Annotated in this window: 20 protein-coding genes; 11 read left to right on the forward strand and 9 right to left on the reverse strand. The window is 58.8% G+C overall.

Translation table 11 applies throughout. The annotated features are described in order from the left end of the window. Positions 1-297: 297 nt before the first annotated feature. Entirely contained in the window at positions 298-864 is a 567-nt protein-coding gene (gene gmhB / locus CYR32_RS16075) for a D-glycero-beta-D-manno-heptose 1,7-bisphosphate 7-phosphatase (protein WP_101826174.1), read from the reverse strand. A 188-nt stretch (positions 865-1,052) separates the two neighbouring features. On the opposite strand from gmhB, the gene metN reads away from it, so the two are divergent. The 6 genes from metN to proS all read left to right on the forward strand — a co-directional run bounded on the left by metN (position 1,053) and on the right by proS (position 6,671). Further along, on the forward strand, positions 1,053-2,084 hold the full coding sequence (metN, locus tag CYR32_RS16080) for a methionine ABC transporter ATP-binding protein MetN (RefSeq protein ID WP_101826175.1): 1,032 nt from the start codon (positions 1,053-1,055) through the stop codon (positions 2,082-2,084). Beyond that, entirely contained in the window at positions 2,077-2,730 is a 654-nt protein-coding gene (locus CYR32_RS16085) for a methionine ABC transporter permease MetI (RefSeq protein WP_101826176.1), read from the forward strand. The genes metN and CYR32_RS16085 overlap by 8 nt, the downstream gene beginning before the upstream one ends. A gap of 62 nt (positions 2,731-2,792) precedes the next feature. Beyond that, on the forward strand, positions 2,793-3,608 hold the full coding sequence (locus tag CYR32_RS16090) for a MetQ/NlpA family lipoprotein (RefSeq protein ID WP_101826177.1): 816 nt from the start codon (positions 2,793-2,795) through the stop codon (positions 3,606-3,608). 114 nt (positions 3,609-3,722) lie between these two features. After that, positions 3,723-4,127, forward strand: coding sequence for an Rcs stress response system protein RcsF (gene rcsF, locus CYR32_RS16095; protein ID WP_101826178.1), 405 nt, complete (start codon positions 3,723-3,725; stop codon positions 4,125-4,127). Then, positions 4,124-4,831 (forward strand): tRNA (N6-threonylcarbamoyladenosine(37)-N6)-methyltransferase TrmO, encoded by a 708-nt coding sequence (tsaA, locus tag CYR32_RS16100; RefSeq protein WP_101826179.1) that lies wholly within the window; start codon positions 4,124-4,126, stop codon positions 4,829-4,831. The genes rcsF and tsaA overlap by 4 nt, the downstream gene beginning before the upstream one ends. 121 nt (positions 4,832-4,952) lie before the next feature. Continuing rightward, positions 4,953-6,671, forward strand: coding sequence for a proline--tRNA ligase (gene proS / locus CYR32_RS16105; RefSeq protein WP_101826180.1), 1,719 nt, complete (start codon positions 4,953-4,955; stop codon positions 6,669-6,671). Positions 6,672-6,736: 65 nt separating this feature from the next. Here the strand turns inward: proS and nlpE are convergent, their stop codons facing one another. Genes nlpE through CYR32_RS16120 form a run of 3 tightly spaced genes read right to left on the reverse strand, consistent with a single transcriptional unit; the run spans position 6,737 to position 8,440 of the window. Beyond that, positions 6,737-7,429 (reverse strand): envelope stress response activation lipoprotein NlpE, encoded by a 693-nt coding sequence (gene nlpE, locus CYR32_RS16110; RefSeq protein ID WP_101826181.1) that lies wholly within the window; start codon positions 7,427-7,429, stop codon positions 6,737-6,739. A gap of 45 nt (positions 7,430-7,474) precedes the next feature. Then, positions 7,475-7,894, reverse strand: a complete 420-nt coding sequence (gene arfB / locus CYR32_RS16115) for an alternative ribosome rescue aminoacyl-tRNA hydrolase ArfB (protein WP_101826182.1) — start codon at positions 7,892-7,894, stop codon at positions 7,475-7,477. Beyond that, positions 7,895-8,440 carry a YaeQ family protein gene (locus CYR32_RS16120; RefSeq protein ID WP_101826183.1) on the reverse strand — a complete coding sequence of 182 codons (546 nt, stop codon included), beginning with the start codon at positions 8,438-8,440 and terminating at the stop codon, positions 7,895-7,897. It abuts the gene before it with no gap. 226 nt (positions 8,441-8,666) lie between these two features. On the opposite strand from CYR32_RS16120, the gene CYR32_RS16125 reads away from it, so the two are divergent. Together CYR32_RS16125 and rof are read left to right on the forward strand one after the other, a co-directional pair. After that, the gene (locus CYR32_RS16125; RefSeq protein ID WP_072932421.1) at positions 8,667-8,867 is read left to right on the forward strand and encodes a YaeP family protein; all 201 of its coding nucleotides are present in this window, start codon (positions 8,667-8,669) and stop codon (positions 8,865-8,867) included. Continuing rightward, the gene (rof, locus tag CYR32_RS16130) at positions 8,854-9,114 is read left to right on the forward strand and encodes a Rho-binding antiterminator (protein ID WP_101826184.1); all 261 of its coding nucleotides are present in this window, start codon (positions 8,854-8,856) and stop codon (positions 9,112-9,114) included. The genes CYR32_RS16125 and rof overlap by 14 nt, the downstream gene beginning before the upstream one ends. A 55-nt stretch (positions 9,115-9,169) precedes the next feature. Here rof and CYR32_RS16135 read toward each other — a convergent pair whose 3' ends face one another. From CYR32_RS16135 to CYR32_RS16145, 3 genes are read right to left on the reverse strand one after another with little or no spacing between them, the layout of a single operon-like run. Then, the gene (locus tag CYR32_RS16135) at positions 9,170-9,481 is read right to left on the reverse strand and encodes a c-type cytochrome (RefSeq protein WP_101826185.1); all 312 of its coding nucleotides are present in this window, start codon (positions 9,479-9,481) and stop codon (positions 9,170-9,172) included. After that, a complete protein-coding gene (tilS, locus tag CYR32_RS16140) occupies positions 9,478-10,830 on the reverse strand; it encodes a tRNA lysidine(34) synthetase TilS (protein WP_101826186.1) in 1,353 nt (450 codons plus the stop codon). The genes CYR32_RS16135 and tilS overlap by 4 nt, the downstream gene beginning before the upstream one ends. A gap of 50 nt (positions 10,831-10,880) precedes the next feature. After that, positions 10,881-11,324 carry a VOC family protein gene (locus CYR32_RS16145; RefSeq protein ID WP_101826187.1) on the reverse strand — a complete coding sequence of 148 codons (444 nt, stop codon included), beginning with the start codon at positions 11,322-11,324 and terminating at the stop codon, positions 10,881-10,883. Positions 11,325-11,627: 303 nt separating this feature from the next. On the opposite strand from CYR32_RS16145, the gene CYR32_RS16150 reads away from it, so the two are divergent. Genes CYR32_RS16150 through CYR32_RS16160 form a run of 3 tightly spaced genes read left to right on the forward strand, consistent with a single transcriptional unit; the run spans position 11,628 to position 14,482 of the window. Then, positions 11,628-12,347, forward strand: coding sequence for a (Fe-S)-binding protein (locus CYR32_RS16150; RefSeq protein ID WP_101826229.1), 720 nt, complete (start codon positions 11,628-11,630; stop codon positions 12,345-12,347). A 9-nt stretch (positions 12,348-12,356) separates the two neighbouring features. Further along, positions 12,357-13,778: a LutB/LldF family L-lactate oxidation iron-sulfur protein gene (locus CYR32_RS16155; protein WP_101826188.1), complete on the forward strand. Its 1,422-nt coding sequence runs from the start codon at positions 12,357-12,359 to the stop codon at positions 13,776-13,778. Next, positions 13,778-14,482, forward strand: a complete 705-nt coding sequence (locus CYR32_RS16160) for a LutC/YkgG family protein (RefSeq protein WP_101826189.1) — start codon at positions 13,778-13,780, stop codon at positions 14,480-14,482. The genes CYR32_RS16155 and CYR32_RS16160 overlap by 1 nt, the downstream gene beginning before the upstream one ends. Before the next feature lies 1 nt (position 14,483). Here the strand turns inward: CYR32_RS16160 and CYR32_RS16165 are convergent, their stop codons facing one another. Next, positions 14,484-16,652 carry a lysine decarboxylase LdcC gene (locus tag CYR32_RS16165; protein ID WP_101826190.1) on the reverse strand — a complete coding sequence of 723 codons (2,169 nt, stop codon included), beginning with the start codon at positions 16,650-16,652 and terminating at the stop codon, positions 14,484-14,486. A 144-nt stretch (positions 16,653-16,796) separates the two neighbouring features. Further along, positions 16,797-18,623: a glycoside hydrolase family 19 protein gene (locus tag CYR32_RS16170; RefSeq protein WP_420912847.1), complete on the reverse strand. Its 1,827-nt coding sequence runs from the start codon at positions 18,621-18,623 to the stop codon at positions 16,797-16,799. Positions 18,624-18,849: the final 226 nt, after the last annotated feature.

The raw sequence follows: 18,849 nt of genomic DNA on the forward strand, positions 1-18,849 counted from the left end.
TTTTGTGCATCCGAAGATGCTGGATATCGTCTTGTGAGTGCCCACACAGATTGTCTGATAAATTGTTAAAGAGCAGTGAGTTACGCGCTTTCGCTTGCTAACTCGAGGTGGCGTATATTACGCTTTCCTCTTTCAGAGTCAACCTCTTTTTCAGAAGTTTTTTCTCTTTCGTCCCGGCCGCTTGTGAAGTGAATCACTTGCGCCGTGTCGATGGAGGCGCATTATAGGGAGCTGGCTCAGGATGGCAAGCAAATATCTTCACCTTTATTCTGCATGCTCTCTTTTCAAGCAATACGCTTATCTTTTGCGCTTTTTAATCGCTTCCGGCAGGTCTGCCAGGCTATTTAACACCCAATCGGCGCTATTTTCCCCTGCTTCCGTTACCGGCTTGCCGCTCCGGACCAGGACTTTCGTCCCTACCCCGGCCGCCAGGCCTGCCAGCATATCCTCTGGCTTATCCCCTACCATATAAGAAGCAGCCATATCGATGTTGAGTTCCTGTTGTGCGGCCAGCAGCATACCAGGCTGAGGCTTGCGGCATTCACAGTTCTGGCGATAAGCCTCAACGCTGCCTTCCGGGTGATGCGGGCAGAAATAGATGCCGTCAAGATCCACATCACGATCGGCCAGTGACCAATCCATCCACTCCGTCAGCTGCATAAACTGATCTTCCGTGAACATCCCCCGGGCGATGCCTGACTGGTTGGTCACAACGACCAGCGCAAAGCCCATCTTTTTCAGGGCCTGACAGGCTTCAATGACGCCCTCTATAAACTGGAAGTTATCGATCTCATGCACGTACCCGTGATCAACATTTAAGGTACCGTCACGGTCGAGAAAAATTGCTGGAACTTGTTGTGCCACGTTTTGGCTCCTGATGGCTGGAAAACCCGGTCAGTATCGCATGTTTTTATCCGGCGTAAGAGTGCCGGGGCGCAGCAATCTGCGTTGACTTGGACGTCTAGACACCTTACCATCCGCCCCATGCCCCGGCAGTCATGTCAGGGCCACTTTTATCACGCCACAGGCAACAGCGATAAAATAAGAAGAACATGATTAAACTTTCCAACATTACTAAAGTGTTTCAGCAGGGCTCGCGCACTATTAATGCGCTCTCTGACGTGTCACTTCACGTCCCTGCCGGGCAGATCTATGGGGTTATCGGTGCTTCCGGCGCAGGTAAGAGTACCCTTATCCGCTGCGTTAATCTGCTGGAGCGCCCTACCCACGGGCAGGTCCTGGTGGACGGCACGGATCTGACCACGCTCTCTGAGAGCCAGCTGGTACGCGCCCGCCGCCAGATTGGCATGATCTTCCAGCACTTCAATTTGCTCTCATCGCGTACCGTCGCCGGTAACGTCGCCCTTCCGCTGGAACTGGACAACCAGCCCGCCGCCGAGATCAAACGCCGCGTCACCGAACTGCTGGACCTGGTTGGCCTGGCAGACAAGCATGATGTCTATCCGGCCAACCTTTCCGGTGGCCAGAAACAGCGTGTGGCGATTGCCCGGGCACTGGCCAGCAACCCTAAGGTATTGTTGTGTGATGAAGCCACCAGCGCGCTGGACCCGGCCACCACCCGCGCGATCCTGGAGTTGTTGAAAGACATCAACCGGCGTCTCGGCCTGACGATTCTGCTTATTACCCATGAAATGGACGTCGTGAAACGCATCTGCGATCAGGTTGCGGTCATCAGCGGCGGCAAGCTGATCGAGCAGGATAAAGTCAGCGAGATGTTCTCGCACCCGAAAACCCCGCTGGCCCAGGCCTTTATTCAGTCCACCCTGCATCTGGATATTCCGGATGATTATGCAGAGCGGATGATCCCGGAACCGGCTGCCGGCCGCGTGCCGCTGTTACGGCTGGAGTTCACCGGCCAGTCAGTGGATGCCCCGCTGCTGTCTGAGGCGGTACGCCGTTTCAACATTAATAACAACATTATCAGCGCGCAGATGGATTACGCCGGCGGCGTTAAATTCGGCATTATGCTGACAGAGCTGCATGGTGACGAGGCATCTACGCTGGCGGCAATTCAGTTCCTGAAGGAACATCATGTGAAAGTTGAGGTTCTTGGTTATGTCTGAGGCAATGATGTGGTTATTAGGCCGCGGCATCTGGGAAACCCTGATGATGACCTTCGTCTCCGGTTTCTTTGGGTTTGTGCTGGGGCTGCCGGTGGGCGTACTGCTCTATATTACCCGCCCGGGCCAGATCAGTGACAACAAGAAGCTTTACCGTTTCCTGTCGGCACTGGTGAATATTTTCCGGTCGATTCCTTTTATCATCCTGCTGGTCTGGATGATCCCGTTCACGCGCGTTATCGTCGGCACCTCTATTGGTCTGCAGGCGGCGATTGTGCCGCTGACCGTAGGCGCTGCGCCCTTTATTGCCCGGATGGTGGAGAACGCCCTGCTGGAGATCCCAACCGGCCTGATTGAGGCGGCCCGTGCAATGGGTGCCACCCCGATGCAAATCATCAAAAAGATTCTGCTGCCGGAAGCGCTGCCGGGCCTGGTGAATGCCGCGACCATCACGCTGATCACCCTGGTGGGCTACTCTGCAATGGGGGGTGCCGTCGGTGCCGGCGGTCTGGGGCAGATTGGCTATCAATACGGTTATATCGGTTATGATGCCACGGTCATGAATACGGTCCTGGTGCTGCTGGTTCTGTTGGTTTATCTGATCCAGCTCTGCGGTGACCGCATTGTCAAAACTGTCACACATAAATAACGGTCGTCATAATAGCGCCCTGCGGGGCGCATAATTAATATCCGTCTATAGAGGAAAAGGATATGGCTTTTAAGTTTAAATCTCTCGCGGTAGTGGGTGCGCTTCTGGGTACGCTGGCCCTGGCCGGGTGTGGGCAGGAAGAGAAAGATCCTAACCATATTAAAGTCGGCGTGATTGTCGGTGCTGAACAGCAGGTTGCGGAAGCGGCACAGAAAGTGGCCAAAGAGAAATATGGTCTGGATGTGGAGCTGGTCACCTTTAACGATTATGTCCTGCCGAATGAAGCACTGAGCAAAGGCGACATCGACGTCAACGCCTTCCAGCATAAACCTTACCTGGACCAGCAGATCAAAGATCGCGGGTACAAGCTGGTGTCAGTGGGTAATACCTTTGTCTACCCTATCGCCGGTTACTCTAAAAAGATCAAATCCCTGTCTGAACTGCAGGATGGCTCCCAGATCGCCCTGCCGAACGACCCGACCAACCTTGGCCGCTCCCTGCTGCTGCTGCAGAAACAGGGCCTGATTAAGCTGAAAGAGGGTGTAGGCCTGCTGCCGACCGTGCTGGACGTAGTAGAAAACCCGAAACAGCTGAAACTGGTTGAGCTGGAAGCCCCGCAACTGCCGCGCTCCCTGGACGACCAGCAGATCGCCCTGGCGATCATCAACACCACCTACGCCAGTCAGATTGGCCTGACCCCGGCGAAGGACGGCATCTTTGTGGAAGACAAAGACTCGCCTTACGTGAACATGATCGTTTCCCGTGAAGACAATAAAGACGCGGAGAACGTGAAGAAGTTTATCCAGGCCTATCAGTCTGCTGAAGTGGATGAAGCGGCCAATAAAATCTTCAACGGCGGTGCGGTAAAAGGCTGGTAAATCTCCTGTTTCCGGTTTTTAACCTGATATCTCTGAGACGGGCTGCGGCCCGTCTTGTTATTTGCGCGATAGATTGTTTCAATAACGCCACTTTTTTATAGCAGAGGAACTCCCATGCGCGCTTTACCTCTCTGTTTGCTGGCGCTGCTGCTTGCAGGATGCACCACTACGCCGACCCACCCGCCGGCTTCTGCCAACAAACCGATCTTCTCCTCCCCTAAACCCGCCCGGCCTAAGCCCGTCGTGCATACCGCGCCGGTGAAGCTCTATAACAGCGCCGAAGAGCTGGTCGCCCAGCCGTTCCGCGACCTGGGCCCGGTGTCCGGAGAGTCCTGCCAGGCGACGGCGCAAGCCGCTGCGCCTAACCTCGCCACTGCCCGCAAGAAAATGCAGATCCGCGCCTCCACCATGAAAGCCAATGCGGTGCTGGTCCATAAATGTGAAGTGGTCAGCAATACGGCGGGCTGCTATCAGCAGGCGGTTTGTCAGGGCACCGCACTGGACGTCACCTTTAAATGACCGCTTTCAGCTTTCAGCAGATCGGGGTTATCCGCTCTCCTTATAAAGAGAAATTTGCCGTGCCCCGCCAGCCCGGGCTGGTCGAAGACGGCGGCGGCGAGCTGCATCTGCTGCCCCCCTATAATCAGCCGGAAGCAGTGCGCGGCCTGGAGGCGTTCAGCCACCTGTGGGTGATGTTTATCTTTCACCAGACGATGGAAGGCGGCTGGCGCCCCACGGTACGGCCGCCGCGTCTCGGCGGCAATGCCCGGATGGGCGTGTTCGCCACCCGCTCTACCTTCCGCCCCAACCCGCTGGGCATGTCGTTGATTGAACTGAAAGGCATCCGCCAGCAGGGCAATACGGTGATTTTGCAGCTCGGCAGCCTGGATCTGGTCGACGGCACCCCGGTGGTGGACATCAAACCCTATCTGCCGTTTGCTGAAAGCCACCCCGGCGCGCGCGCTGGCTTCGCCCAGTTGGCCCCGGCGGCGGATATGCCGGTGCGCTTTTCCGCCCTGGCGGAGCAGCAGTTACAGGCGGAAAGCCGTGCTTATCCGCAGTTGCGCCGCTTCCTCACCCAGGTGCTGGCGCAGGACCCCCGCCCCGCCTACCGCAAAGGGGACGAGGAAAATCGTGACTACGCCGTCCACCTGCTGGCGTTTAATGTGCGCTGGCGGGTGCAGCAAAATGAAACGGAAGTGCTCAGCCTCGACAGGGTGTAATTTTCTTGCCGCTCTCTTTTGCGCAAGCCCGCGGCACTGGTAAACTAAGTGACTTTTCATATTTTGGCCGCCCTCCCGGCAGCCTGATGCAATTTGCTGTTCTAATTGGAACCACTACATCATGCGTACTAGTCAATATCTGCTCTCCACCCTCAAGGAGACCCCAGCCGACGCAGAGGTCATCAGCCACCAGCTGATGCTGCGCGCCGGGATGATTCGCAAGCTGGCCTCCGGGTTGTACACCTGGCTGCCGACGGGCCTGCGCGTTCTGAAAAAAGTCGAAAACATCGTGCGCGAAGAGATGAACAACGCCAACGCCATCGAAGTGTCGATGCCGGTGGTACAGCCTGCGGACCTGTGGCAGGAGAGCGGCCGCTGGGAGCAGTACGGCCCGGAGCTGCTGCGCCTGGTTGACCGCGGCGATCGCCCGTTCGTCCTCGGCCCGACGCATGAAGAAGTGATCACCGACCTGATCCGCAACGAAATCAGCTCCTATAAGCAGCTGCCGCTGAACTTCTTCCAGATTCAGACCAAATTCCGTGACGAAGTGCGCCCGCGCTTCGGGGTAATGCGTTCACGTGAATTCCTGATGAAAGATGCGTACTCCTTCCACACCACGCAGGAATCCTTGCAGGAAACCTACGACGCGATGTACGCCGCCTACAGCAAAATCTTCACCCGCATGGGCCTTGATTTCCGTGCCGTACAGGCGGACACCGGCTCCATCGGCGGCAGCGCCTCCCATGAGTTCCAGGTGCTGGCCTCCAGCGGTGAAGATGACATCGTCTTCGCGACCGGCTCCGACTATGCCGCCAACATCGAGCTGGCAGAAGCGGTCGCCCCGAAAGCGGAACGTGACGCGCCGGCTGAAGCGATGCGTGAAGTCGAGACGCCGGATGCGAAAACCATCGCTGAACTGGTTGAGCAGTTTAACCAGCCGATTGAGCAAACCGTCAAAACCCTGCTGGTTCATGCCCGTGAAGAGAGCGGCCATAAACTGGTGGCCCTGCTGATCCGCGGCGATCACGAGCTGAATGAAGTGAAAGCGGAAAAAGTGGCGCTGGTTGCCGCCCCGCTGACTTTCGCGACCGAAGCGGAGATCCGTGAGCTGGTCGGCGCAGGCCCGGGCTCACTCGGCCCGGTCAACCTGCCGGTGCCGGTGGTGGCTGACCGCGCCGTCGCCGTGATGAGCGACTTCAGCGCCGGTGCCAACCGTGACGGTAAGCACCTGTTCGGCATCAACTGGGAGCGCGACCTGCCGCTGCCTCAGGTGGCGGACATCCGCAGCGTCAAAGAGGGCGACATCAGCCCGGATGGCCAGGGTACGCTGCTGATCAAACGCGGTATCGAAGTGGGCCACATCTTCCAGCTCGGCACCAAATACTCCGAGGCGATGAACGCCACGGTTCAGGGCGAAGATGGCCGCAACCAGACCATGACCATGGGCTGCTACGGCATCGGTGTCACCCGTGTGGTCGCGGCAGCCATTGAGCAGAACCACGACGAACGCGGCATCATCTGGCCGGACGCCATCGCGCCGTTCCAGGTGGCGATCCTGCCGATGAACATGCACAAATCTTTCCGTGTGAAAGAAGTGGCCGAAGCGCTCTACAACACCCTGCGTGCCCAGGGTGTGGATGTCATCCTCGACGATCGTAAAGAGCGCCCGGGCGTGATGTTTGCTGACATGGAGCTGATCGGCGTGCCGCACACCATCGTCATCGGCGATCGTAATCTGGACGCTGAAGAGGTGGAGTACAAAAACCGCCGCTCCGGTGAGAAGCAGATGCTGAAAACCGCTGAGATGGCGGACTTCCTGCTGAGCCAGATCCCGCGCTAAGCCAGACTTATACGTAATAAAAAACGCCCTTGATTGGGCGTTTTTTTATGCGCTTTTTTCAAGCGTCACTCACACTGTTTACCGGGGTGAAGCTGCGGCGCGCTGTCCGGCACCACAACCCGTTGCGATGCGTCACTCTCCGGCCCCTGCTGAATGGCATAATGGCCCTCCAGCGTCAGGAAAACCGGCTCCGCTGCCAGATCCTCACCGCGCAATTTGCCCCATGCCTGCGCCAGCGCCCCCTGCTGCTCCACCGGGTAGCGCTGACCTGTGGCACAGTCGTGGAAGGTCGCTTTGCCCGCCTGTTGCCGGAACATGCCGCGCATCGCCATCGGCGTGGACGGCAGCGGCGCAGTTACAGAATGCAGGGTGTAGTTGAACGCGGAAGTGATGGGCGTCCCGTTGCGGTCAAGCATCTCCAGGCTCTTTTCGCGGGCGCGGAAGTACCGCTTTTCACCCTCAGGCGAGGTCAGCACCAGTTTGTCGGCGGTACGCGCCCAGCGGCCATAACCGGCAAACACCCGCTTTTCCGCACCCGCTTTCTCATTGCCGGTATAATTTTCCTGCAAAATATAGGTGCCGTCTTCGGCCAGAAACAGCGTGGTGTCAATGCCGCTGCAATCCGCGCACGGCAGCAGGCCGCGATAGCTCTGCTCCATCGGTTGTAAGGATTGCTCATGCGCATGAAAGGCGCGGTGGCAGCCAAACAGGGAGAGCGCGCCCAATGAAAACAGCAACGCCAGGGTTATTTTTTTCACAGTATCTCCTGCTGTGTGCTTCTTCCTGGTTAAGGTGAAGCCCGCCTAAACCGGCCGGACTTTGCCGCGCAAAGCTTTGGTGGAGGCCTTGCGGCTTTTGCCTTCCAGCCGCCGTACTTTTGAGGCTTTGGTCGGCCGGGTGGCGCGGCGCACCTTCTCCACAACCACGGCCTGCTGAATCAGCGCCACCAGCCGGCTCAGCGCCGCCTCGCGGTTCATCTCCTGGCTGCGGTACTCCTGCGCCTTGATAATCACCACCCCTTCAGCAGTGATGAGATGGTGGGTCATCGCCAGCAGCCGCGCCTGGTAAAAGGGCGGCAGGCTGGAGGCGCGGATGTCAAAACGCAGGTGGATCGCCGTGGAGGTTTTATTCACATTTTGCCCACCCGCGCCCTGCGCGCGGATTGCCGTCAGCTCTATTTCGTGGTCAGGCAGTGTCACACTGTTTGAAATAATTAATGCCACTTAGCTCGCCTGTTGCCATTCGGTGAAATGGATCTCCAGGTTGGTCTGCGCATCAGACAACCAGAGGGTGCCTTCCTGAAGCGTAGCCTGTAAATCCATGTTCCGGTTAGCTAAACCTGCCAGCTTCGCCATCTGGGCATCATCCAGAAAACGCACACTAAGGTTTTTCATCGCCCGTGCTTTCGGCTCCATCTGCGCCCACCAGACGGTGGCGGCCCGTTCGCCATACGCATACAGCACCACGCGCGGCGACTGGTTGCAGGCTTTTTTCAGCCGCTTTTCATCCGGCAGGCCGAGCTCAATCCACAACTCCAGGCCGTTATGGTTGTTGCGCTGCCACAGTTCCGGCTCCCCTTCGGCGCTCAGGCCGCGGGTAAAGTGCAGCCGTTCGTCGGCGTGGCAGATCCAGGCCAGCAGCCGCAGCATCATGCGCTGCTCCGTTTCCGAAGGGTGCTGGGCAACCGTCAGGCTGGCGTCATAAAAAAAATTACGGTCCATGTCGGCAATGTTTATCGCCGCTTTATAAATAGTGGCTTTCAGCGCCATGTTTCATCTCTCCTGTTCAGGGCGACAGTGTACTTGAAAGCGTGGGGCAACGACCAGCGGTGCCCGCTGCGGCTAAATGCCTGATGTCAGATGAAACCCTGAGCGGGGCGCTGAACTCTCAGCGTCGCCTGTGCTATAGTCGTTAGATAATGAGCGTTTATCTTCGTAGGGCAATCGGCACGCTGGGCGCGTAGCCTACTGGGATAAGCGTTCAGGGGAGGATATTGTGCGACAATATTGCGAGTTAGTACGCCGGTTTTATGCCGAGATCGGCAGTGGTGATCTCGGCTATGTGCCCGATGCGCTGGGCTGTGTGTTGCAAACATTGGACGAAGTGGCCGCTAACCCGGCCCTTCCGTCCTCCGTTAGGGACCAGGCGGCATTTGCCGCCGCTAACTTATTGGTGAGCGATTATGTCGATGAATGATGAGTATCAACCCATCAATTGTGATGACTACGATAATCTTGAGCTCGCCTGTCAGAAGCATTATGTATTGACGCTGAAGATGCGAAGCGGAGAGATTGTGGAAGGCAAGGCAAGCGATCTGATTTCACGTAAGCGCGTGGAATATCTGGTGATCGAGGAGGCCGGCAATGCACGGGAAGTGCGGCTGGATTACATTGCCAGCTTCAGCCACCCGGAACTGGGCACCGTGGACGTCAGCATCGACTGACATCCCCCGAAACGACAAGGGCAGCCAGAGGCTGCCCTTTTACTTTTCTGCACACTCAGGGCTTCTGCGCTGCGTACCAGGCGGCCAGATCCTGAATATCCTGATCCGACAGCTCGGACGCATACCCGCTCATAATAGCCGCCTGCCCGGCGCTGCGGTCGCCGCTTTTATACGCGTGTAACGCCGCTTCAAGGTAATCCTGCTGCTGCCCGGCCAGATTAGGGTAAACCGGCGCGGAAGATTTGCCCGCCTCCCCGTGGCACGCCATACAGGCTGCGGCTTTCTCTTTGCCTGCTGCACTGTTGCCCGCTGCCAGCGCCGGGCCGCTCAGCCCGCACGCCAGCATCACTACACCTGCCCACTTCATGCCTGTTCCTCAACGTTATAGGTGACCGCTTTCTGCCAGGTCACGCGCCAGCCCGGCTGACCGGCAGACGCCGCGCCCTCACGGGTAACAAAAATACCGGGGGCGGCAATCAGGTGCTCGCCATAAAAGATCAGCGGCGTACGGTTACGCTCCCACGGCGGAATGGCCAACTCCTGCCAGAGTTTTTTGATCTGCCGCGAATGCGGGCGGCCAACAATATAGAACGATCCTTCCGCATGAAAACGCACGGTCACCGGCTCATCCGGCCGCGCGCGGCGGATCCACTGCGCTTTCTCGGCGGTAAACTGCTCCGTGACCTGCAGGCTGCCCACGCCATCCGGCAGGGTCAGCGCCGTGGGCGGTGCCCATGCCAGCACCTGGTCATCAATCTCCTGCATCGGCGGCAACAGGTAGAGGCGCTGGCGGAAGCGGCGCACCGACCCGCCGCCCAGCTGCAGCTGTGGTTCTGCATCGGCGCGGCTCTCTGCCACTTCCCGCCACAGCCGCTGAAGCTGCTCGCGGGCGGGCATCGGCATGGCGTGGCGCGCCATCCAGCGGCGCAGCAGCGCGGCACGTTTCGCCTCTGACATCGGCCGCAGCGCCTCTATCGCCAGCGAGCCTTGCACATCCAGCAGCGAGGTCAGCGTCTCCTCCAGCAGCTCATCCAGCAGGGCTTCCTGCTCGGCGCAGAGCGCGGCACTGCGGCTGGTGGCCGCGGCAAAGTGCGGCCAGCGCTGGTGCAGCACCGGCAGCACCTGCCGCCGCAGGAAATTGCGGTCAAACCGGTCGTCCTGGTTGCTGTCATCATTGATCCAGCTCAGCCCCTGCTCACCGGCATACCCTTCCAGCTCCTGGCGGGAGACATCCAGCAGCGGGCGCAACAGCCGGTGGCCGTGAAACGTGGTGATGTTTTTCATCGCCGAAAGTCCGGCCGGGCCACTGCCGCGCTTTAGCGCCAGCAGGAACGTTTCACACTGATCGTCGAGATGCTGGGCGGTCAGCAGGGTTTCGCCCGGTTGCAGGGTAGAAGCCAGCGCCTGATAGCGCGCGTCGCGGGCGGCAGCTTCGACCCCACCCTGCCGCGGATCGGGCGTGACGCGCAAGGTGGTCAGCGGGATCTGCCACTGCGCACACAGCGCCTCACAGTGGGCGGCCCACTCATCGGCAAAGCGGCTCAGCCCGTGGTGGATATGCACCGCGCGCAGCGGGAGATCGCGCCCGCCGTGGCGCAGTGCCGCCAGCAGGTGCAGCAGCACGGTGGAGTCCAGCCCGCCACTGAAGGCGACGCAGCAGGCGCGGCTGTCGCCCAGTTGGGTGGTCAGGTGTGATAACAGCGTTTCATCATTCATACAGCGGGTTTTCCTGCGCCTCACTCTTTCATGACGCGCACGTTACCCACTCAGGCCCCGGCAGGCAAGCGCTCGATGGTGGCCGCGTCCTCATTGGCAGCCGGGCGTACCTCATACAGCTCCAGCGGCAGGCCGTCCGGGTCGCTGAAGAAGGTGAACCGCTGGCCGGTCAGGGGATCGATGCGCACCGGCTCACAGGTCACGCCGGACGCCGCCAGCGCTGCCACCGCCTCCGCGATGTTTTCCACCGTAAACGCCAGGTGGCGCAACCCGCAGGATTCCGGGCGGCTTGGGCGCGCCGGAGGCTGCGGGAAGGAGAACAGCTCAATGGTATAGAGACCGTTCAGGGCCAGATCGCCTTTCCAGGAGTCGCGCTCTTCACGGTAAAACTCGCCCAGCAGGCTGAAGCCCAGCACATCACAATAGAACTGTTTGCTGACCTGATAGTTGCTGCTGATGATGGCGATATGGTGCACCTGGCGTAACTTAAGCATTCCTCACTCCTTATGAATGTCGTTCTTATTTTCTAAGACCCCGCACGTTAACCAGCCCGCCAAACAGCGTCAATGCGGTTACTCCGAGAAAGCCCGAAATTCCCGCGCCTGTGCAGAAACAGACAAAGTGAATGTTAATAAACTGTGTAATTTTACTGACTGCGACGTGAAAAAGTTGAGCAAGCCTGAACTTCCGGCACCAAAGTCACAAAGTGCTCGTGCCTTGCTGTACAGGCCTTTTACTATGGTGGCAGGACAAAAAGCGCAGATGCGTTCTGCCTACTGCAATGCGGGAGCATGCCGATGAAAGTTAACTTTTATGTAACCTGTATTGGTGACGCGATCAAAGCCAACATGGCTAAAAAAAGCGTGTTGCTGCTGGAGAAGCTGGGGTGCGAGGTGCTTTTTCCGGAGCGCCAGGGCTGCTGCGGCCAGCCGGCGATTAACGGCGGCTATGTCAACGACGCCAAACCGGCGATGAAATCCCTGATTGCGGCCTTCGAGGAGAATGATTACCCGATCATCTCCCCCGCCGGCTCCTGCACTTATGCGATCAAAAGCTACGCCGGTTACCTGGCGGATGAGCCGGCCTGGGCGCGCCGGGCGCAGGCGATCGGCGACCGGATGCAGGATCTCACCTCCTTTATTGTGAATACCCTGGGGCTGAGCGATGTCGGTGCGCGCCTGCCCGGCCGGGCGGTCTACCACCCGTCGTGCAGCCTGTTCCGTAAGCTGGGAGTCAAAGAGGAACCGCTGACGCTGCTGCGCCATGTCGCCGGGCTAGAGCTTTTACCGATCCGTAACCAGGAGACCTGCTGCGGCTTTGGCGGCACCTTCTCGGTGAAAATGGCGGAGATCTCCGGCGAAATGGTGAAAGAGAAAGTGGTGCATATGATGGATGCCCGGCCGGATTACCTGATCGGCGCGGACGCCAGCTGCCTGATCAATATCGGCGGCCGCCTGCACCGTGAGCGGCAGCCGGTCAAAGTGCTGCATATTGCCGAAGTCCTGATGAGCCGCTGAGGAGCCGCCATGTCAATGAAAACCAGTGCGGTGGCCTTCAAGCCGCGCATCCATATCCAGATGCAGGACAGCGTCATGCGCAATGCGGTGGCGATGGCGCAGGAGCGCATCGGCACCAACCGGCAGATCATGGTCGATGAGCTGGGCAACTGGGAAGCATGGCGCGACCGGGCGGAGCAGATCCGCAACCATGTGCTGGAGAACCTCGACGCTTACCTTTACCAGTTGTCGGAAAATGTCACCCGCAATGGCGGCCACGTCTTTTTCGCCCGCACCAAAGAGGATGCCACCGCCTACATCAGCGACGTCGCGGCGCGCAAGCAGGCGAAAAAGGTGGTGAAGTCAAAATCGATGGTCACGGAAGAGATCGGCATGAATGCCGTGTTACAGCAGCAAGGGATCGAGGTGATTGAAACTGACCTCGGCGAATATATTTTACAGCTCGACGAGGATCCGCCGTCCCACATCGTGGTGCCGGCGATCCATAAAGATCGCTTCCAGATCCGCGACGTGCTGCGTAACAAGCTGGGCTATGACGGCCCGGAAACGCCGGAGGCGATGACGCTGTTTATCCGCGGCAAAATCCGCGAGCATTTCCTGACGGCGGACATCGGCATCACCGGCTGTAACTTCGCGGTGGCGGAAACCGGCTCCATCTGCCTGGTGACCAACGAGGGCAACGCGCGCCTCAGCACCACCCTGCCGAAGACCCACATCGCGGTGATGGGCATGGAGCGCATCGCGCCGACCTTTGAAGAGGTGGATGTGCTGATCACCCTGCTCTGCCGCAGCGCCGTCGGCTCACGCCTGACCAGCTACAACACCTGGCTGACCGGCCCGCGTGAGGCCGGGCATATCGACGGGCCGGAGGAGTTCCACCTGGTCATCGTGGACAATGGCCGCTCCCAGGTGCTCGGCTCTGAGTTCCGCGACATCCTGCGCTGCATCCGCTGCGGGGCGTGCATGAACACCTGCCCGGCCTACCGCCATATCGGCGGCCACAGCTACGGCTCGATCTACCCCGGCCCAATCGGCTCGGTGCTGTCGCCGCTGCTCGGCGGCTATGAGGATTTCAAAGACCTGCCCTACGCCTGTTCGCTCTGTTCGGCCTGTAACCAGGTCTGCCCGGTGAAAATTCCGCTGGCGCAACTGCACCTGAAACACCGGCAGAAGCTGGCCGAACAGGGGATGACGCCGAAAGCGGAACAGCGCATTACCCGGCTGTTCAACTATGCCAACGCCCGCCCCGGCCTGTGGAAAGTCGGGATGAAAATCGGCGCCAAAGCGGCAGGCTGGCTGATTAAAGAGGGCAAAACCCCCTTCAGCCCGGCAGCGATTGGGGAATGGACACAGGCGCGTGACCTGCCGGACGCAGACGGCGAAAGCTTCCGCAGCTGGTTTGCCCGCCATCAGGCCACGGGAGAAGAGTAATGCTGAACCCACAAAACCGTCACGATTTTCTACAAGAGATTGCCCGCCAGCTGGGGCGGCCGGTGCGCCGCGAGGCGGCCGCCCCGCCGCCGCCGGTCAGCAATTTCGCGGCATCACGCCTGACCGAGCTGACGCAGGAGGAACTCTGCGTCGCCTTTTCCGTTTACGCACGGGATGTGCTGAAGGTGAACTGCCAGCGGGTCAATGAGGACCAACTGATCCCCGCGGTGCTGGCCCTGTGCGAAGAGTATGGCCGCGCGCCGGTGATCGTCAGCGGCGACAGCCGTTTACAGGATCTGGGGGTGACGCAGGCGCTGCAACAGCAACTGGGGGCGGCGGTCTGGCAGCCGGACGCCGGGGAGGAGAACCTGACGCGGGCGGAAAAAGCGCAGGTCGGCGTGGTGTATGCCGAAGCGGGGTTGACGGAATCGGGCAGCGTGGTGCTGTTCTCCGCGCCGGAGCGCGGCCGCGCTGTGAGCCTGCTGCCCACCGCCTCGATCTTTGTGCTGCGCAAAAGCGCCATTCTGCCGCGGGTCGCCCAACTGGCGCAGCAGCTTCACCAGCGGGCGCAGCGCGGCGAACGGATGCCGAGCTGCATCAACCTGATTGCCGGGCCAAGTTCCACCGCGGACATTGAACTGATCAAGGTGGTGGGCGTGCACGGCCCGGTGCACGCCGCCTATGTGATTATTGAGGATTGCTGAGTCACACCTGGTGTAACTTGCCCTCTTCCCCTTCGGGGACTTTCAGCACATTCACCAGATAACGGCCATCCTCGGTAAGCTTCGCCCCGTGGATGTCCGTTTCAAAGCCCGGATAGTGCCGGCCGATGGAACAGAGCATCAGCAGGAAATCGAGCACCGCGCGGCTCTGCTCGGTGATCATCTCGCCGGGCATCACCACCGGCACCCCCGGCGGATAGGGCAGGATCATGTTCGCCGAGACTTTGCCCACCAGCTCGCTCAACTCGCACACCTCAACGTTCCCTTTCACCTGCTGCTGGAACATCTCATACGGCGTCATTTCCATCTCCGGCAGCACATCAAAGGCTTTCAGCATCAGCCGGGGCAGATCGTGCCGGACGATCAGGTTATGGATGCCCTTCGCCAGATCCTGAATACGCATGTTGCGGTAGAAATCCGGGTCTTCCGCGTAGAGGTCCGGCAGCATGTTCCGCACCCGCAGGTTGAGGTCAAAAGCGCGCTTGAACTCCGTCAGGCCGCGCAGCAGGCTCAGCGCCTTGGTTTTGTCGATGCCGATACTGAACAGGAACAGCAGGTTATAGGGGCCGGTCTTCTCCACCACCACACCGCGCTCATCCAGGAACTTGGCCACCAGCGCCGCCGGAATGCCGGACGCCTCCAGGTTGCCCTGCTCATCCATGCCCGGCGTCAGAATGGTGACTTTGATCGGGTCGAGATACATGTGCTCCGGGTCGGTCGCGCCGAAGCCGTGCCAGTTATCATCCGGGTTCAGCGGCCAGCACTCCGCCTCGGTGATATTTTCCGGCTGCCAGACATCAAAGAACCAGCTGTCGGACTCCTGGCGCAGCCGCTGGATTTCGCTGCGGAAATGGAGCGCACGCTCCACCGACCGGTTAATCAGCCGCCGCCCCGGGTTGCCGCGCAGCATCGCCGCGGCCGTCTCCATCGACGCCACAATGCTGTAGTTCGGCGAGGTGGTGGTGTGCATCATGTAGGCTTCGTTGAAGGTCTCTTCCCGGTAGTCGCCTTTGATATGGATCATCGACGCCTGCGAGAAGGCCGCCAGCAGCTTATGCGTGGACTGGGTTTCATAGATCACTTTGCCGGGGATGCGCTCGCCGCTCATGCCGCTTTTCCCGGCATAGATCGGGTGGAAATTGGTGTAAGGCACCCAGGCGGAATCGAAGTGGATCGACGGGACATCCAGTTCCTGTTTGATGAAGTCGGTGTTGTAGAGCAGGCCGTCATAGGTGGAGTTGGTGATCACCGCATGGACCGGCCAGCCGGCATTCGGGGTCTGCGCCACTTTCAGGGCGATGCTTTCGCGGCTGAACTCACGGCGCGGAATACCACCCAGAATGCCGTAGGCGTTGCGCACTGGCCGCAGGTAGATCGGGATGATGTTGGTCATCATCATCAGGTGTGCCAGCGACTTATGGCAGTTACGGTCAATCAGCACCGTGCTGCCGGCCGGGGCAGCATACATCCCGACAATTTTATTCGCGGTCGAGGTGCCGTTGGTCACCATGTAGCTCTGTTCAGCATTAAAAGTGCGGGCGATGTACTCCTCCGCCTCCAGATGCGGGCCGGTGTGGTCAAGCAGTGACCCCAGCTCCGTCACCGAGATGGAGACATCCGCCTTCAGGGTATTGGCCCCGAAAAAGTCATAGAACAGCGTACCCACCGGGCTTTTCTGGAAGGCGGTGCCGCCCATATGGCCGGGGGTACAGAAGGTGTATTTCCCCTCCTTAACGTAGTTGAACAGCGCCCGGGTCAGCGGCGGCGTAATCGCCTCGCGGTATTCATCGGTGTATTGCTGGATACGCTGGGCGATATCTTCCGCGGCGTTCAGCGCATACTCGAAGAAATAGAGCACCATGCGCATCTCATTGAGCGTGACGTCCAGCGAGGAGTGGGTGTTGATAAAGGCATAGAGCGGCAGGTATTCATTGAGGTCATTGATCTCGGTGCACAGCTCCATGCTGTACTGATCCCAATCGAAGATCACGCCGCAAATCCGCGCATTGTGCTCGATAAGCTTCAGCAGGTCCGCGGCATTCTGCGGATAGACCAGCTGAAACCCGCGCCGGGTCAGGGCAGCATCCAGCTCACGCATCGGCTCATCTTTATAGTAGGCCGCAGGCGGCGAAAGAATGGCGATGATATTCATGCAATGATCCTTATTGGTTTTCGGATTGTCCTTCATTGAAACATAGCAAAACAGCCGGCGTTACGCCTGCTGTCCGAAAACCGGTTACCGCATAAAAATGGGCGGGTTGCCCCGCCCAGTGACTCCTTGCGTCAATCACACCGCTTATTTACAGCTTTTAATCAGCTTCCATTGTGACCAGTCACCGGTGAAGTCCGGGTTCCCGGGTTCATTGTTTTGTGTCCAGTAGTTTGCGCGGTACTCATTGCCTTTCCAGACAACACTTTCACCCCCGTAATAGATTTTATTCTGCTCCCAGGAGTTGGCGCAGCCGGTAGTTGCATCCGGGATCGGCAGCACTTTCGGCGACACTTTCAGTTCGTAACGGGCAACGCTGCTGCTTTTGCCGTCCGACACGGTCAGGGTAAATTTATAGGTGGTCTCTTTGGTCACGACCGGTGCCACGAAGCTCAGGCTGGTTTTGTCGGCCAGGCTTCTGCCGTTCGGCAGCAACCAGGTATAGCTCAGGGTATTGCCGTCAGCGTCATGGGAGTCGCCCGCGTTCAGCGTTACGTTCGCCTGGCTCTCCACGGCACCAATCGGGCCGGCAATCACGGCAACCGGCGCATGGTTTTCCGGCGTGGCCGGGGTGTCCGGCACCACAGGTTTGGTATCAGGAACCACCGGTTTAGTATCCGGAACCACAGGTTTGGTATCCGGTACGACCGGCTCAGCGGAACCGCCCTCACCCGGCGCGCCTTCAATGGTGACTTTAAAGTTATGCTGAACACAGCGCACATAGTCACCCTCTTTAAAGGCGGTGAACGGCGTCTGGTAACCTACCAGTTTACAGGCGTAAGTACTGCCGTCCGGGGTATCGGGGCTCCATCCCCAGTCCTGCTCCCAGTAGATCGGCAAGGCACCTGCGCCGCCTTCATCAAACTGTTTCATGTTGGCGCAGCCCAGCACCTCATCGGCCGGTACCGGCACTTTCAGGTACTCCGCTTCGCTCTTATAGTAAGAGATACGGTTCAGGCCCTGGGCGATATCCTGCGGCCCGCCGCACTCAACGCCGCCATTAATGATCTGAATCGAGGTGCCGAAGCCGGGGACCAGCCCATTGGCTTTGTCATGGTCGTTGGGCACCCAGGTGCCGTCGATCACATGCAGCATGCTGGGTTTCGGTGGCTGCGGGTAAACGAAGAAGAATACCGCACTGGCCAGGTTCAGCCAGGTGTCGGCGACCAGGTCCGGGCGGTCAAGCAGGGTGCGCACGGTGCCGTACATCGCGTCAGAGAATGGCCCGTAGTTATAGTTATAAGAGAGCTGTTTGGCCCCCCGGCCAAAGTAACTGAGGAAGTTCCCCTCGGCGTCTTTACCGCACGGCCAGGTCTGGCCCTGCCACACGTCCGGGTTACATTCGCCGTTATAGCCGCCCGGCTGGCCTTCGGCCCAGCCCATTTCACGCAGCCACACCAACCCCTGCCGCCACTCCGCTTCCGGCCGCCAGCTTTCATGGCCGCCGGTCTCCTGCGCGAAGTGGGCAAACATGGTCGCCAGCACTTTACGGCAAATTGCCTCGGAATCCCGCCCGTCGGTATAGGTGCCGCACACCGCCGGGAATTTACCCATCGCTTTAAGGAAATTACTGTAGCTGTATTCCGGCGCACGCAGCGGGAAAATATAGTCCCAATCCTTATTCGTTAATATTTTCTCAACCCGTTTTACGTTTTCTGGATTAGAGGGTTTTCCCGGTTCAATCTGTTCCACTAATGTATTATCCAGCGTGCGGATAGATTCTTTTACGCTCAGCATTAATGGGTCGGTCGTCAGCTCTTTTTCTTTATTAACTAAATCACTGTATTTTACAACGTAAGGTTCAGCCGTTTTGGTGGTTGTGGTTTCTGCTGCCTGAAGCGGCAGATAAGCACACAGCCCCAGTGAAAGCGCAATCGAATTCAGCGCTATTTTTTGCGTGGATGTCATTGTCATAGTTAACCCCTTTGAGAACAAAATAGCGGCCGCCACGCTAATGTCTGCCATCGCGCCGGCCGCCGTAATTATTCCGCCTGACGCGAAACATGTTCAGCTTAAATAGCGCCGGCCGGGTGACAAACTCAATTCATCTCAATGGCGAACATGATGAATGAAGGGGGAATAAAATAAAGAAAAGTGAAAGGCATAAATAATAAAAAGAGAAACCCGCCGGGAGTGAATG

This window comes from Chimaeribacter coloradensis (assembly GCF_002858715.1).
Lineage (GTDB): Bacteria > Pseudomonadota > Gammaproteobacteria > Enterobacterales > Enterobacteriaceae > Chimaeribacter > Chimaeribacter coloradensis.